This window comes from candidate division KSB1 bacterium, from assembly GCA_034521575.1.
Taxonomy (GTDB): domain Bacteria; phylum Zhuqueibacterota; class Zhuqueibacteria; order Residuimicrobiales; family Krinioviventaceae; genus JAXHMJ01.
This window is the reverse complement of record JAXHMJ010000001.1, coordinates 445,334-461,544: the sequence shown is the minus strand read 5'-3', so window position 1 is coordinate 461,544 and position 16,211 is coordinate 445,334. Positions and strand designations below refer to the sequence as shown.

General features: G+C 38.1%; 10 protein-coding genes and 1 pseudogene. 10 read left to right on the top strand and 1 reads right to left on the bottom strand.

Annotated elements, in window-relative coordinates; translation table 11 throughout:
- The first annotated feature begins 33 nt into the window (after positions 1-33).
- From U5R06_02100 to U5R06_02065, 8 genes are all read left to right on the top strand, one after another.
- On the top strand, positions 34-1,329 hold the full coding sequence (locus U5R06_02100) for a hypothetical protein (GenBank protein MDZ7721632.1): 1,296 nt from the start codon (positions 34-36) through the stop codon (positions 1,327-1,329).
- Between the two features lie 229 nt (positions 1,330-1,558).
- Positions 1,559-2,950 (top strand): hypothetical protein, encoded by a 1,392-nt coding sequence (locus U5R06_02095; protein MDZ7721631.1) that lies wholly within the window; start codon positions 1,559-1,561, stop codon positions 2,948-2,950.
- A gap of 85 nt (positions 2,951-3,035) precedes the next feature.
- Entirely contained in the window at positions 3,036-5,453 is a 2,418-nt protein-coding gene (locus U5R06_02090; protein MDZ7721630.1) for a hypothetical protein, read from the top strand.
- Positions 5,454-5,698: 245 nt separating this feature from the next.
- On the top strand, positions 5,699-5,923 hold the full coding sequence (locus U5R06_02085) for a type II toxin-antitoxin system HicA family toxin (protein ID MDZ7721629.1): 225 nt from the start codon (positions 5,699-5,701) through the stop codon (positions 5,921-5,923).
- Entirely contained in the window at positions 5,920-6,453 is a 534-nt protein-coding gene (locus U5R06_02080; protein ID MDZ7721628.1) for a toxin-antitoxin system HicB family antitoxin, read from the top strand. Before U5R06_02085 ends, U5R06_02080 begins: the two co-directional genes overlap by 4 nt.
- An 8-nt stretch (positions 6,454-6,461) precedes the next feature.
- Positions 6,462-6,869, top strand: a complete 408-nt coding sequence (locus U5R06_02075) for a protein-export chaperone SecB (GenBank protein MDZ7721627.1) — start codon at positions 6,462-6,464, stop codon at positions 6,867-6,869.
- A 362-nt stretch (positions 6,870-7,231) separates the two neighbouring features.
- Entirely contained in the window at positions 7,232-7,642 is a 411-nt protein-coding gene (locus U5R06_02070) for a hypothetical protein (protein ID MDZ7721626.1), read from the top strand.
- Positions 7,643-7,666: 24 nt separating this feature from the next.
- Complete coding sequence (locus U5R06_02065) at positions 7,667-13,216, top strand: choice-of-anchor D domain-containing protein (protein MDZ7721625.1); 5,550 nt, start codon at positions 7,667-7,669, stop codon at positions 13,214-13,216.
- Between the two features lie 153 nt (positions 13,217-13,369).
- On the opposite strand, the gene U5R06_02060 is transcribed toward U5R06_02065, so the two are convergent.
- Positions 13,370-15,019: a LamG-like jellyroll fold domain-containing protein gene (locus tag U5R06_02060; GenBank protein MDZ7721624.1), complete on the bottom strand. Its 1,650-nt coding sequence runs from the start codon at positions 15,017-15,019 to the stop codon at positions 13,370-13,372.
- Between the two features lie 374 nt (positions 15,020-15,393).
- On the opposite strand from U5R06_02060, the gene U5R06_02055 reads away from it, so the two are divergent.
- Both U5R06_02055 and U5R06_02050 read left to right on the top strand, forming a co-directional pair.
- Complete coding sequence (locus tag U5R06_02055) at positions 15,394-15,762, top strand: tyrosine-type recombinase/integrase (protein MDZ7721623.1); 369 nt, start codon at positions 15,394-15,396, stop codon at positions 15,760-15,762.
- 89 nt (positions 15,763-15,851) lie between these two features.
- A pseudogene (locus U5R06_02050) lies at positions 15,852-16,031 on the top strand (tyrosine-type recombinase/integrase).
- Positions 16,032-16,211: the final 180 nt, after the last annotated feature.

The window sequence follows — 16,211 nt, the reverse complement described above, 5'->3', positions numbered from 1 at the left end:
TATTTCGGAAAAAGAGAGGAACGGATGATTGATATGATGAGATTTGAGCATTTATCCAGCGAAAAAGCAAACGAATTGATAAGCGCAGCAAAAGAAAGGGTCATTTATATTGCTCCAAGTCTAAAAAAGCCCGTCGCCAACGGTTTGGTCGCGGCTGTTCAAAATCTGTCTCCTGCTCAGGTACTTGTAATCGTTGATAACAATGAACATGTCTATCGTATGGGATACGGAGACATTGAAGCAATGAACAGGGTCTTTCAATCTCCAATCACCGTTCAACACAAATCAGGTCTTCGTGTGGGATTACTGGTGGTTGATAACAGGGCCTGGAGTTTTACGCCAACAGCGCTCTATATTGAACAGGAAACGCAATCCGACCAAACACCGAATGCTATTCGTATTGACCGTATTTTCGATTTGAAGAAAAAGCTGGATGGTGTGCTCCCTGATCCCTTTGATTCCACTGTACTTCCGGTGGGTGCAACCGATTCAGATGCAAAAAACGAACTCGCTTCCATCGCCGATCATATCAATGCATCACCCGTGCAGGAACAGGACCTCAAGAACGTTCAACAAAGCCTTGAACAAGCGCCACCCCTGCCCTTTAATGTTTGCAGGCAGGTACAGGTTTTTCAACCTTATATACAATATGTGCAAATATCTCTGACAGGCTGTGCCATTAACAGAAAACGGATTAATATTCCTGGAAAAATTCAAAATATCGGCAGTTCAAGTCTCTTACAAGAACGCCTGAATACCACAGTTGATCTCATTGATAAAAACAGCAAATTGTCATCAAAGTCCATTGAAGAATCATTAAAGAACATTCGTGATACCTACACCCAATCTCTGGGTGACCCCTGGGGACGAGTTGTATTACGGTCCAAAAAGCATTTACTCGAAGAAAAGTTATCAGAACTGGAACAAAAAATAAAAGAATTTAAAGGCCGGGTCCGCAATGAACTTGAAACCGAATTAAAGAGGTCCTTTGACGAGATCATCAATTATTATGCACCTATCATCATGAATGATCCTCCGGCTGCTTTTAAAGTACAAATCATTCAAGAAATAAACTTAGAGACTGCAAAAAAATATGTTTCGACAGTACTCGAAAAAACATTTCCAAAAGCAGATTCACTCATATCTGATATGAAACTGCAAGTCCAATACAGAGATGTGACTTATGAAACCCTGAATCAAAATAAATTTGCAAAAGCGCTGCAAAAAGCATATCCGATTATCAATTGGGAGAAACCATTCAATGAATTTCAGGCATTGCCGCAAACAACCCAACAAGCAAGTTTTCTGGACAAAACGGACAAATCCTAAATGAACTATGACGGCAAACACAACATCTCGCTTCCCGGCTGGGTTGAAAATCCATATAAAATTACCGGAGGTTTGGATTTACTCGGCTTGCGAAAATCCAGTGCAGGCGATTGGTAATCACTATTTAAACGGAATTACCACAATCAGCCCGCAAATCCGATATTTATCGCTTCGGGCCTGGATCCTCAAAAAGTATATCGATTTAAAATTAAAAGCATCTTTGAGATCCATGCAGGAATTTGCAGCCAGGATTGAAGCCGCGCTTGTGATGGGGACTATACTGAACAACAATAATACTATGCAATTAGTAGGCTCTGAAAAAGCACACCAATTGCTTAAAGACTCAAATGGTACGGTATCCCTGGAAAAATTAGTCAATCAAATCGCGTTCAGCCTTTATGCAAGTCCTGCTGAGCAATTAAAAATCGGCATCACTGATCCTGAAAGCGGTCTTCCCGGTCTGTCCAAAGAACGCGGTATTCCCCTAGCAGAGAGTATTGAAAATAAATTGGTGCAAACTGCTTTTTATGATAAACTTGTACACAATCCCGATATTGATAAAGCAGGAGTGGATGAACTTAAAGAGTTTGCCCAAATACTTGATATCCACCATATCCCCGCTGATGAAAAAGAGCTGTTGATTAACTGTATAATTCCCGGAATACCGCAAATTGATGAAATCAATCGCGTGGCCACCTACACATTATTATTGCAGCTCGCTCAGGATAAAAATCAAATGCTGGAGGTTGATGATATCTTGTCAGCTTCAATGAGACCTCAAAAATATGACATGGAGCTGTTTCATAATATGAAAAACGGCTGGCTGGCCTATTTAATCCGGGACATGTTGGCCGTTGTTCATGAAAGTACATTCCGGCTGGTAACAAACATCATTCATAAAATAAAAGACAAGCAACCGCCGCATTATCGAATTGTTTTACAGGAATTATTTTCTCATCAGAACGAGCTCATTGATCAATTCGATGAATTGCATATATTGAATGATGAAAAAGATTTACAAAATTTTTCGTTTATTGAATTTGAAAAACAAATTGACAAGCAATTGACCAATAAATCATATCATGCAGGCCTGGCCCGTTGGGAGAACGGTTTGAATGAATTACAGATCATCGAGTCATCTTTACATTCAGATTTTTACAATTTGCTTTTACTGCCCGCATGTTGGGTCTTGGCAGCCAGGCGAATTGATCCCGAAACCCAAACGGATTTTAACCAACAATTGAGTATACGGGGTGGGCGCTTTGAACTAACAACCATCCTGTCAAAATTGGAACAATATCGAACTGAGAACTGGAAGCTTTTGGATGTTTGCACTGATTTGGTCACCTCAACTGTCCAACAGCATCTAAACATTGTAATGAGCCGTATGCAAAATCGTTCCGAAAATGTTGCAGTCATTTATAAAGAAAACGAATGCTGGCTGCCTGTAAATGATAAAACATTCGAGGGTGGTCGTACAGTTTCCCGTTTCAAGCAGGCCATTGGCTGGCTGCATCAATTGGGGTTAGTGGATGAGAAAGGCATAACCGGGAACGGAATAAACATTTTGCATAAAGGATTAAAATTATTAAGCGAGTATAATCCACATGAATCCAAGTAAGTTTTGCAACACAAACTACGAATCCTTCATCTTTTTGACCTATAATCTGGATTTGAATTTTTTCGAACATAAAGTGTTGTTTGATTTGAGTACAACAACAAATCACACAATGGTCCTGGCGGATGGAGAAGCTCTATTTCAATATCTGGAACAAAACAAATTTCAATCAAAAAGATTAGGAAGCAATTATTATCTATGCCGTCAATTTCCAAAGGGGTGTTTTCATTGTAAAATAATCCTAAAGTTCGGCGAAAAAGGCGGTAAACTCTGGATCGGTTCCGGCAATCTAACCCTTGGTGGCTGGGGGCTCAATGATGAACTTGCCGCCGTATGGGAATTTGATCAATCAATGGGGGGACAATTTAAAAACATATTTGATCAGATCCAAAACTATATTGACGAAGATCTGGCATTAGAATTAATCGAAAAGATGAGCAAGTATGAATGGCTATCAAAAAATGATTCAACACCTGATGCTTCTCCCATACTTATCACACCTCCCGACCGGTCACTCGCAAGCCAATTGGCAGAACGCTGGAAAACAAAACAATTTAAAAAAGCAACGATATTTACCGGATCAACGGATGTAAAGGGTGCATTTTTAGACTGGTGCAGCAAAAAGTTCGGCATAAAAGAATTTATTGTTTGTATCAATCAGGACAATTGCCAATTTGATCCGCAAGAATTTCAGAACAAGGAATATCAATTGACCCTTGCACTTTATAAAGATAAAAGATTGCACGGTAAATGTTATATATTCGAAGGATCAAATAATAGCGCAATGATTATGGGATCAGCCAATTGCTCCAAAGCAGCATGGCTACTGCCGCCTCACCAGGGCGGAAACGTCGAATCCATAGCGGTGTATGATGAACTCAATCTTAAAGATATTTCGAATATCATTGCTAAAGTCCCATCAAATACTATCGGGATCAAATCATTCAATCCTGTCAAAATCAAAGAAATGGATCAAGAAAAACATGAAAAAGATAAATTTAATAAAAATTACTATATAAAATCGTTAAACCTGAACTCAGCATATGATCGTATCGAAGCTGTTTTTTCCAAAGATCCTCCCTTGATAAGGGAAGCTTGGCTTGATATCAATACCGACAGGATTCTACCCTTTAAATATATCCAAAGTGAGAAGAAATGGCACCTGGAATTGGACCTGGATTCGGATTTCATTGGCTCCAGTCTTTTAAAAATATCATTTAAAGACAATAAAGGAGAAACATATTCGGATTCCCGCTGGATCGACCGACCGGATAGCTTGTTGTATTCAGATCATAAAAAACGCGCAAAAATTGCAATAGAGTCTTTGTCAAATGTCAATATCAATCCAGAATACAACAAAACCATAAAGCTTATCTCACAAATGTGTGAGATTTTAATAAACAGAAGCCATGATTTTCCGGAATATATGGCCCGGGAAAAATCATTACAAAAACCTGAAAATAAAGAAAAAGCCGGCATTGTAAATTCAGATGATTTGATTCGTTCTCTTTCAGAGGTATCAGGAAAACGCTCGACATTAAAAGAGTCGCATTTTTATTACTCTCCGTTATCCCAAATGATTACCCTGTTTTTCAAAAGTGACCATATTGATGATGATGATTCCGATGCCATTACAGAGGATTATGATTCCAGACATGTTGAGAAAACAAAAAACCGAAAAAAGCCAGGCAAAAAACAACAGGAGGATTTCCGCAAAAAATCGGTAAAACAAATTGACTCTTTTTTTAAAAAAATGGCAACGGAATCCTTTGCTGAAACGTGCGGCAGTATTCAATTGGTCGAGGCATCAATCTGGGTATCCGCCTTGTTTTACAAATTATATCAAAACGATAAATTTTTTCATGACTATCTTGGAGATTGGATTGTCAAAGTATTCAAAATACTTTTTTTCAATGCAAACGGACCTAACCAAACAAATGGATTGCTGGATTATGTTCAGGAACGATATAAAGAAAGAGATCTATCCAATATCTATGGGGAAGGGTCACTCTACTTTGCGTTATTTCTGCTTTTGAAATTAGATATCTGGAAAAACCATAGAGATATAATCCTCAGGGCAATCCTTCTCAATACTTTGAAAAATAAAGCCTCAATATACAAAAATTTGAAACCGAGGATCATTCATTACTATATCCAAAATCTGGACATAGAAAATCTGGAGGAATGGATACAAAAAGCGATTGAAATAAACAACGTGTATATTGATTTTAAAAAATATTTTGATCAAAACTATGACCAATTAATTGCGAGCCAAAAGTCAATACATTTCCAAATCGGTGATCTGGTCTATTACAACCATCCGGGATTTGGCATCGTTGAAAAACCATCTGATAAAAAATATGAAAATAATAAAGCCTATTGTTTTCTGTTTTCAAAAGGCATATGTGTAAAAGCATTATTGGATCGTTTTTGTATCCTGAATGAGGGGTTTTTCGAAAACAATAAAAAGATTTTTGATTATGTTGTCAAGTTGCGAGAATTATAAATTATTTGTTCTCTGTGTTAATGACTCCATTCATAAAACATAAAAAACAAACTCGTTATTATGAAAGGATTAAAATTAAAGCGTGCGATTATCACACGTTTACCATCTTGTTCAAAACACCACCGAGTCAAGTCATATGAAATAGTAACTCACATTTTTTTGTTGCATTTTTATACTATATATGGTATATTTACATGTCAAAGCTGGAGAAAACCCTCGCAAAGTGGGCATCAAAACCGAGAGAAGTGAACAAGAAAGAAATTTTTAGTGTTCTCAAACGTTACAATTTCGAAATTGATCAAAAACGGGGATCGCACGTCGTGGTACGTCATCGTTGCTTAATCAATCAAAAGAATTTTGGCGCCGAGGGTGAATTTACGGTACCGGTGAAAAGCGGCCAGGTCGTCAAAGGTCGCTATCTGAAACAGATCCTAAAAGCGATTTCCCTGATCGAGGAGGAAGGTGAATGAAAAAACTTGACTATTATATGAATCTGAATTATCCCATAGAAATACAAAAAATCCCGGAGGACCAGGGCGGCGGATATCAGGCCTGCATTCCGTTACTGGGCAAATATGCATTTTTAGGAGACGGTGAAACCGTTGAAGAAGCGCTTGAAAATCTGAACGAGACAAAAGAATATTTATTCAACCGGTATCTGGAACGCGGCATTAAAATTCCCGAGCCGGTAACGGAAGAAGAAAAAGAATACTCGGGCCGGTTTGTCCTGCGCATCCCCAATGAACTGCACCGCAGTCTGGCGTTGGAGGCGAAGAAAAACGATTCCACGCTGAATCAGTTTTGTCTGTATTTGTTGACCCGCAAATCCTATTTGAACACCATACAGGAAGAAGTCAAACTCATACATCAACAGGTCACGGATATATTCAATCATATCAAGGAAATCAGCTACGACGTGGAGCAACTCAGCTGGCCCCAACATGAAAAATGCGCGAATGTGGTGGACATGAACCATTACGAATATCCCCAATGCGGATGAGGACTGCTATGCCAAACATCTCACCGGAACATTATCGCAAAACCCTTGAAACCATAGAACTTCTGAACATCAGCTGCATTAAAATGAGCGCCCATATCTCTCATGAACTTTTGACGCCACAGATGAATATATCCATCCGCGACCAGGCTTCGTTTGAAAATATCGATCAGGGGTTCAAGGTTGAAAACAAGTACACCCTGACCTCGAAAAACAATGAAAAGAAAACAGCGATCAAAATTGAATGCGTTTATCTGATCACATTCAAATCCAGCAAAGATATTGACGAGGATTTTTTCGATATTTACAAAACCCACAGCCTGCCGCTGAACGTCTGGCCGTTCTTCCGCGAATATGTGAATTCTTTGACCTCGCGGATGAATATTCAGCCGCTGACGCTGCCGTTGATGAAGCGGTAGTAGGGGGAGATTTTCGGGGCGAGACTGATAACCCCATACTCCTGACTTAAAGACGGTTTTTTGAATACGTATTATCTCTTATGCAATGGAATAGATGTATATTTTTTAATATATTTCAATTTGAGCATAGGTTGTATAAAGTAAGAAGAAAGAAAAAGCCAGAAATGTTAAGCCATTCTGAAAAAATTTGAAAAATAACTTGCATTTGGATGACAAAATTGCTTTATTCAAATACCGGGGTTTATACGACAAGCGGAGCGGTAAAACAAAAAATTGAGAATTGGGTAAATCCCGCAAACGAGTTTATAATTTTTTTAAAATGAACAAAACATTTGGGTTCCCTGCAAGGGGTAAAATAAAACATGCAAGAATCCAACGACCTTTATATTTTACTCGCTATACTGGGTGGAATTGTATTGATGATCATTTTCACCCGGATCATTAATGCACATTCTCAGATCAAATACCAGTTCAAACCGATTACCCTTTCCAGAACACTGTATACGGTTCTGTGCCTTTTACTCTTTATAGCAACCGTCTATGTGGATGATCAAACAGCTTCTCTATCCGATAACCCGGCAACCTGGACAGGGCTTTTAGCCATGACCATGTCGATTGCCTTATTGATCTATCTCTGCATAAAGGCCCATATTCTTCTTGGGGTACCCTCTTTTGTCCTTTTACTCGGGTGGGGATTTTTATCCACAGCGGGTTTGGTTTTTGTGTTGGCGTATTTGATTTATCGGATGATGGGAAGGGATGTGGAGGAATGACTAAAACATTTTAAGAGGATTATTATGTCTAGAACAAAAAACATTAATCTTTTAATTTTATTCTTTACAATAATTTCAAGTCTGTTACCAGCTTTTTGCTATGAACAAAATGCTGTTATTTTTAATAAAAGCAAAAATCTTTGGGTATGGCACACAATCAAGGATGTGTATATTTATTGGTTGGATACCGAAAAAGCCAGCTATTATAATATATATTGGAAAGAAATTGAATCTGATAAATGGAGTAAAATAAATAAACAATTTATTACTCAAACACAATTTACACTTAATATTTCAAGTATTAACAGCAATTTAATTGATATTCGTGTACAGGCATTAACAAAAGAAAATACAATCTTGATAAATTATATAATTAAAAACATTGAAATCGATTTAGGATCAAAGGAAAGTCTAAAAAAGCAAAAACTTACTGAATATTCAAAAAATTATGTAACATCAAATGATGACTTTTTAAATTATCAATCAATGAGTATTAGTGACATTCAATATTTTCTGGAAAATGTTGTGAATGGAGGGAGTTTTCTATCAGATTTTAAAACAGAAGATATTGATGGTGTAGTTAGAAGTGCTGCTGAAATAATTTTTAACGCATCTCAAAATTATCACAGTTATGACATAACACCTGATAAAATTAATCCTCAAGTTATAATTACTACTCTTCAAAAAGAACAATCCTTGATCTACATGAATTCTAAACCTGATGATAGAGTATTATTAAAGGCAATGGGTTATGAAGATCCAAGTTTCTATGGATTTGCACAACAAATAAATGCTGGAACATGGCAATTAAGAAAAAACTGGCAGGAAATTGAAACATTCGGACAAAAAATTGGATGGGGAGTTGATATTACAAAACTTTCTGAAGATGGTATATTTGTAACACCAACAAATATTGCAACTGCAGACTTGTATGTTTATACTCCATATGTCGGAGCTACCTGGGGAGGCAGTTATGGTGGCAATTATCTTTACTCTTATATTTTTTATAATTCATTTAATTTTGGGAGTTCTGCACAAATACCTACCGTAGAAACTAAACCTGCATCGGCGATTATTAAAACCGCTGCTATTCTCAATGCCAAAATCACAGATAATGGCAGCTCAAATATAACTGAAAGAAGATTTGATTGGGGAACAAGTGAAAACGATAATAATTGGAGTTCAGATAATTGGGTATCAGACGATCCTAGCTCAAGTTATTATGGTGATATTAATGTGTCTGGCGATTTATTTTGGTTTAATCTCTCAAATCTCAATCCTGGAACTCAATACTATTTTCGTGCATGGGCAAAAAATAACAGTGGATGGGCAGAGGGTGAAATACTAAGCTTTGAAACTATTGCATCAATAAAGCCAGTGTTATTATATCCTAATAATAACAGCCATCAATCCTGCAAAATTACTTTCGAATGGGAACCAGTACCTAATGCCTCAAATTACAAAATATACATCAAAGCACCAGGATGGACAAGTTTTGAATCTGGTTCTTCTAATGGCAATACAAGCTACGACTATCATCCTAAGGATGAGGGTGAATTCCAATGGAAAGTCAAAGCCTACGTAAACGGAGAATGGTCGGATTATTCTGAAGAATGGACTTTTTATTTTGATGGTTTGAATGCCCCCGAATTAGAATTTCCAAATAACAATTCTAATATCTCGGAAACTCAACCCACATTTCAATGGAATTCAGTTTCCTGTGCAGAAAACTATCTATTTGAGATAGCAAAAGATATTAATTTTAGTAATAAAGTAAAAACTCAATATGACATTTTAAATACATATTTTCAAATCGACGAGAGTCTGAATCCAGGGAATACCTATTATTGGCGCGTCCGTTCAGGTAAACCCATAGGTAATTGGTCAGATATTTTTAGTTTTTCCATTGAGCAAGAAGAATATGTTACTGTACCCAATCGTCCAAGCGGCCCCTCAACCGCCAAAGTCGGACAACCCCTGTCCTTCTCAACCGGTGGTTCCAGCAGCAATCTGGAAAATCCAGTCGAGTATCAATATAAATGGGGGGATGGGAATACATCTTCCTGGGGTGCGTCTTCCCGCAATCATTCGTATAACAGCTCCGGAAGCTTTCAAATTCAGTCAAGAGCCCGTTCCCAGGTCAATACAAACGTGGTTTCTGACTGGTCGAGTGCAAAAACCGTATCCATATCATATTGCAATCTAACCATCGCCGTTAATCCGGCCGGCAGTGGAACGGTTGCCAAATCACCTGACAAGACAAATTTTGAATACAATGAATCCGTAACACTCCAGGCCTTTGGTGCCCAAGGATATCAATTTGACCACTGGGGTGGCGATTTAAGCGGGGCTGAAAACTTTGAAACCGTAATCATGGATCAGGATAAACAAGTGACAGCCTATTTTGATGAAACCATGGAAACAGTTTCCACCCCCTCAACACCGACAGGTCCATCCACCGGTGAGGTCGGAGAAAGCCTGTCATTTTCTACAGGCGGTGCGGCAAGCAATTTAGACCATAGTGTAGAATATCAATTCGACTGGCATAATGGAACTCTTTCGAGTTGGGGTTCTTCGACGCGGTCTCATAGCTTCACCAGCCCGGGAAGCAAAACCGTCAAAGCCCGTGCCAGGAGTCAGCATAATACCAGTGTGGTGTCTAATTGGTCGAATACAATAACAGTGCAAATCAGTCAAAATGATTATATCACATTAATCCAACCCAATGGTGGAGAATCCTGGCAAGTCGGACAGCAAAAATTGATCGAATGGGAATCAAGCGGAACGAGCGGTACAGTCAAAATACAATATTCTACAAATGCGGGTGCAAACTGGTCAATTATTACATCAAGCACATCGGATGACGGGCAATACCGCTGGACGATTCCCAATACACCTTCAACAAACTGCCTTGTAAAACTATCAGACACTGATGGTAGTCCTGTAGCGGAGAGCAGTGAATATTTTGAAATCACCTCAGAACCTGCTATTTCAATCACTAGTCCCAATGGTGGTGAAACCTGGCAGGTTAAAAGTCAGCATTCTATCAGATGGGATTCAGAAGGAACAAGCGGGGCGGTCACAATACTATATTCGACAAATTCTGGAACAAGTTGGCATACTATTGTATCAGGCACATCCGATGACGGGCAATATCTATGGACTGTTCCTAACGAACCATCATCCAACTGTCTGATTAAAATATCTGATTATGATGGTTTTCCTATTGATCAAAGTGACCACTATTTCACGATTACATCGGCGCAGGAAGATCCGGAAATTTCCCGATCGCCGCAAACGTTGAATAACACCTGTATTGTGGGTCATAACGCTCTGGATCAAAGCTTTGAGATCTCGAATTCAGGCGGCGGTACGCTGTCCTATAGCATCCGTGATAATTGTTCCTGGTTATCCTGCACTCCCAATTCAGGCGTATTGGCAAGTGAAAGCGACATCATTACCATTCATTATACTACGTCCGATTTGTCGCCGGGAAATTACAGTGCTGTTATTACCATAAAAGATTCAAATGCGTCCAATAGTCCTCAGACTGTATCCGTTTCGTTGACCGCACGACCAAAACCTGAAACAAATATAATCACTAATCTGTCACCAGGCACTTATATTGCTGACTCTTTGGATGAAGGAGATCCATATTACATTGACCGCGACTATACTATTTCGAACATTCCCGCAGCCTTTGAAAAATTGCTTTGGATTCAAACAGCGAATGATGACAAGGAAGAAACATCGAATCCGTTTATTTCATTTGATGCCAGTCGTGATGTTACTGTCTATATAGCCTATGATGGCCGGGCAATCAGCAAACCAAGCTGGATTACACAGCAATTCTCCAATACAGGTCAAAGCATCGGTGTTTCGGAAGTTAAAGTGGAACGCTTGTATCTATGGGAAAAGGAGTTTCAAAGCGGTACTATTCAACTTGGCGGAAACAAAGCCTCGGGGGCTGTCTTTGATGGTACACATATCAGCAATTATGTGGTGCTTATCAAAGCCAGAGAACTTGATCCGCCCGATATCGCTGTTTCACCATCAAGTTATCATTTTGGGATTGTCAAAGTTAATGAAACAAAAGATCATTCATTTTCAATTCATAACACGGGTGAAAAATCTTTAAATATTTCCAGCGTTTCAATCGATGGAAATCAATCTGACCAATTCTCCATAAAAGAGGGGGCTGGTTCTTTTAGCATTAATCCGGATTACACTCATGAATTAATTATTTCATTTCGTCCGCAAACAGCCGGTGAAAAAACTGCATATCTCAAAATTTACAGCAATGATCCGGATGAAAATCCCAAAGTACTGACTCTTGTTGGAACCGGAGAGGCTGAACCACCGGAGATTTCCATTAGCAGATATGAAATAAATTTTGGAGAGCTTGCAATCGAGGAATCCAGAACAGAAATGCTCTCTATTCTGAATGCCGGTGGCTCAACACTAAATGTAACAAGCCTATCAATCTCGGGCGATCACTCGGATCAATTCAAGTTTTTCAATAATCATGCCAGTTTCTCACTATCTGTCAATGAATCACATGATTTGCACATCCAGTTTTCTCCGACATCAGCCGGTGAAAAACATGCCATACTGAATATCGTCAGTGACGATCCGGACGAAAGTAAGGAAGAAATTGCATTAATTGGCAACGGTATTGAGTATGTTCCCGAGGTTCATGTTGTTCCTACGGCCTGCCAGTTTGATAATACAGCGATTGGCAGTTCTCAATTCAGCGCTATTCACATCCTGAACAGCGGTAAAGCACTACTCACCGTTTCAAAATCACAAATAACAGGAGCGGATTCAAGTCAGTTTTTTATTCAAAGCGGGGCAGCTCCATTCAATCTGGAACAGGACTCCACTCATACTATGAACATTGGATTTTCGCCCACCTCAGCGGGTGATAAAACGGCATTATTAAATCTGGCATGCAATGATCCGGATCATTCACAGATCAATATTCCTTTACAAGGCAGTATTGCTACCTCTGTGGAATTTATTCAATTTAATGCAGAACAAGTTGGCGAACATGTTAAATTACTCTGGACAACCCGTTCGGAATCGAACAATGCCGGATTTGATATCCAGAGAGCAAATGATAAAAAAGGTGGAGATTGGGAAAAGCTCGCCTTTATAAAAGGCAATGGAACCTCTAATAGCATGATTGTGTATGAATATATGGACGAAACTATCAGTGAACCCGGTGAATATATATATCGTTTGAAACAAATCAATCTGGATGCTTCTTTTTCCTATTCGCCTGTTACATCGCTCCGGGTAAATCCACCCGCAACTTTTGCACTGCATCAGAACTACCCCAATCCATTTAATCCGGGCACGATCATAACATACCATCTAACAAAAGCAACTCATGTGCGACTAGAAGTCTATAATATCCTGGGTGAAAAAGTAGCAACACTTGTAGACGAATATCAAAAACCCGGTTTTTACAGGCAGGAATTTAATGCAGAGCAATTGCAGGCCGGCATTTATGTCTACAAAATAAAAGCTGGAGAGTTTACCCAGATGTGCAAAATGACATTGTTGAAATAAATACAATCAAGAATAATAAGGAGAGCATTCATCGAATTAGTCAGTCACTACCTTTTACTGTTTATAATGCTGAAAAGAGTATTTTAATTTCTGGTATCCAAAGCTTTAAATAATATCAAAATACCATGGATGGTTTAATCTGATCGTATCACTTTACCGGATAAGTAACATTTTCTTTGTTTCTATAAAATTATTTCTGAGCTTTAATTTGTAATAATAAATACCACTCGGAATATTATCCGAATGAAAATTCACTGAATATATACCCGTCTCTTGAAATTTTTCTACTAATGTTTGAACTTCTCTTCCAAGTAAATCATATACTTCCAAAGTAACGAAACCTGGATTTGATATTGTATATGAAATTACGGTCGAACTGTTAAATGGATTCGGATAGTTTTGATATAAAGAATATTTAGATGGGGCCATAGTAGAACTTTTAGTAACTTCAGTTATTTCGCTATATAAGGTCTGAACCTCTCCGTCTGACAAAGCTCGCTTGTAGATTCGAATATCGTCAATAGAGCCGCAAAAAAAGTTAGTATATCCATCTAATTTTCTATATGCTCCTATCACTGTTTCAAAATATACGTCAGGGGTATTAAAACCAGGCGAAGATTCGAATATTTCTACTAATTGACCGTTTATGTAAGCCCTTAGTATGCCTAGACTATCTTTTGAAACCGTTATTAAGTTCCAAGCATTATTAATTCTCTCATCAGTTATTAAAATCTGATTAAAATTCTCGCGATATCTAACATGGTATTGAACTTGATAGGAATCATATATAAATAATAAATACTGACCAAAAGGCCATATTCCAGAGTTAGCAGATGAGAAAATTGTTCCTCTATAACCTATAATGGTATCAACCTTGATCCATGTTGAAATAGTCTGTTCTTGTTCGTGATCAAAATCTAGGTTTTGGTCAAGTTTAATATAATCGTCCAGACCATCAAACTTAAAAGCGAAATCCGCATTGCCAAATCTGTCGGTCGTCAAAGTAGCACCATACACAGAACCATCATTATCGTGTCCACTTTCGTCATTAGCATTGCCATTAAAAGGATAATAAGCAACAAGATCAGAATTAATATTTGTGTGTTCGACAATAATTATGGTTGAAAGTTCTTGTACTTTCCATAAAGCATTGCCAAAATCAGATTTATTAGCTTTGAATCCTTGCCCTGTGCGATATCCTGGGTCATTTAGATATATATGATTATCATCATAACCATAAACAGTTATCCAATGGCTAAAATATTCTGTTACATCATCTCTGTAATACATTGGAGCCACAAGACAAATACAAGGTTTCCCTTGGTCTAGTGCATTTTGAATATTATTTATGCCTGTTCCATCATTTAGACAATCATATCCTGTAAGAGTACGTGATTCTATACCCTCAAATGAAAGAGCATTCTGAATTTGGGCAGTTTTGGCCCCTGGAACAGACCAATCTGAATTCTCAAACCAAGTTGAATCACCGTGGTGTCCGTTACCTTGACAATAATTCCACCTCGCATAGCAATGGACATCCGGGTAATCAATTGAGATGACTTCATGATAAGTAGTAGTAATTCCTCTATTTTTTAAGTAATTAATTACCATTGCAGCTGAGGCGGGCCCACAATTATGATTTGTGTAGTCTGGATAGCCTTGAAATTGATACAGCCACCAATCTGTATTTGAATTACTATAATCTGGACATGGGATCTCTACTTGGCCTATAACTATACTCGTTGCACCGAATTTAAAGAATAAAAATGCTAATAGAACAAATGACCTCATAAGTTTTTTCATATCCTGACCTCCTCACATTAGAACAGTTAAGCTTTATACCACATAACCAGTAAGTATAAAGTTTCTGATGAGAATTCAAAAGAAACTATTCAAAATAGTTTATAAAATCAATAAAAATATTTGCTTTTTTCAAATAAATTTTTTCCGCTTGAGTGCTAAATAGATCGTTTAGCACTTCAAATTTAATGATAAACGAAAACAGGGGTGCTAAACATACCGGAATCCATCAGAAAACATTGCCTTGAATATTTAAAAAATAATAAAATAACAGTTGATAAAATCCCGTCTTTTCTAAAGTGGCTGCGATATTACCTCGTTTTTTGCGGTAAATATTCACAACATGCTAAAAATAAATCCAATATTCTTGCATTTATTTGCTTTATGGTTGTGGTTTGCGTTTAAGCAAAGCTATCAATCTACGCGTACATAATTTTGATTTTGACAATGGAACACTCACCGTATTTGGCAAAGGCCGCAAGTTTAGAAAAGTCCTATTGCCCAAAAAAATTATACCGGATCTGCAGGAGCATCTGCGTCGCGTCAAAGAACTGCACAAACATGACCTGTCGAAAAATTATGCCGGCGTATTTATGCCCGATCAAATGGAACGAAAATACAAAAACAGCGCCAAAGAACTGGCCCGGCAGTTCTTTCTTCCCGCCAAGCAGTTAACCCGCATTCCGGACACGGAAACTTGCCGTCGTTATCATTTGCATGAAACGCATGTTTACCCCGTGAGATAGGTTGTATTGATTACAAATGAGATCAAAAAGTTTACGTTTAAAAAAAATATATTCAGAAAAAGGAAATGCTTACTTATCTCATGGGGTAAAGCTTTGCAACGCACTTGCTCAAAGCCGGATATGACATCCGCACCGTTCAGGAGCTTTTAGGACACAGTGATGTGCGAACCACCATGATCTATACAAAAATGCTGGAATGCCCACATCCCAAAGAGATCATCAGCCCACTCGATATGAATCCTGACAATCCCTGGTCATCAAAAACCTGACATATCAAAGAACGTCATTCATCTATGAGCAAAACATGTCAACTATTTTACCTGCTTGAGCTTTACTAAAAAAATTAGAATTATTTTCATTTCCCGTATTTTTCCCACACATTTCCCAATAATGTTGCAACCATAATAAACTATTGTTAAATAAAGCTATGCCGCCCCCCATTAAAATAG

Excerpts from the sequence above, each read along its gene's own strand:
- U5R06_02100 (MDZ7721632.1), top strand. The coding sequence starts at position 34 with ATGATGAGATTTGAGCATTTATCCAGCGAAAAAGCAAACGAATTGATA.
- U5R06_02075 (MDZ7721627.1), top strand. The coding sequence starts at position 6,462 with ATGCCAAACATCTCACCGGAACATTATCGCAAAACCCTTGAAACCATA.
- U5R06_02070 (MDZ7721626.1), top strand. The coding sequence starts at position 7,232 with ATGCAAGAATCCAACGACCTTTATATTTTACTCGCTATACTGGGTGGA.
- U5R06_02060 (MDZ7721624.1), bottom strand. The coding sequence starts at position 15,019 with ATGAAAAAACTTATGAGGTCATTTGTTCTATTAGCATTTTTATTCTTT.
- U5R06_02095 (MDZ7721631.1), top strand. The coding sequence starts at position 1,559 with ATGCAGGAATTTGCAGCCAGGATTGAAGCCGCGCTTGTGATGGGGACT.
- U5R06_02065 (MDZ7721625.1), top strand. The coding sequence starts at position 7,667 with ATGTCTAGAACAAAAAACATTAATCTTTTAATTTTATTCTTTACAATA.
- U5R06_02080 (MDZ7721628.1), top strand. The coding sequence starts at position 5,920 with ATGAAAAAACTTGACTATTATATGAATCTGAATTATCCCATAGAAATA.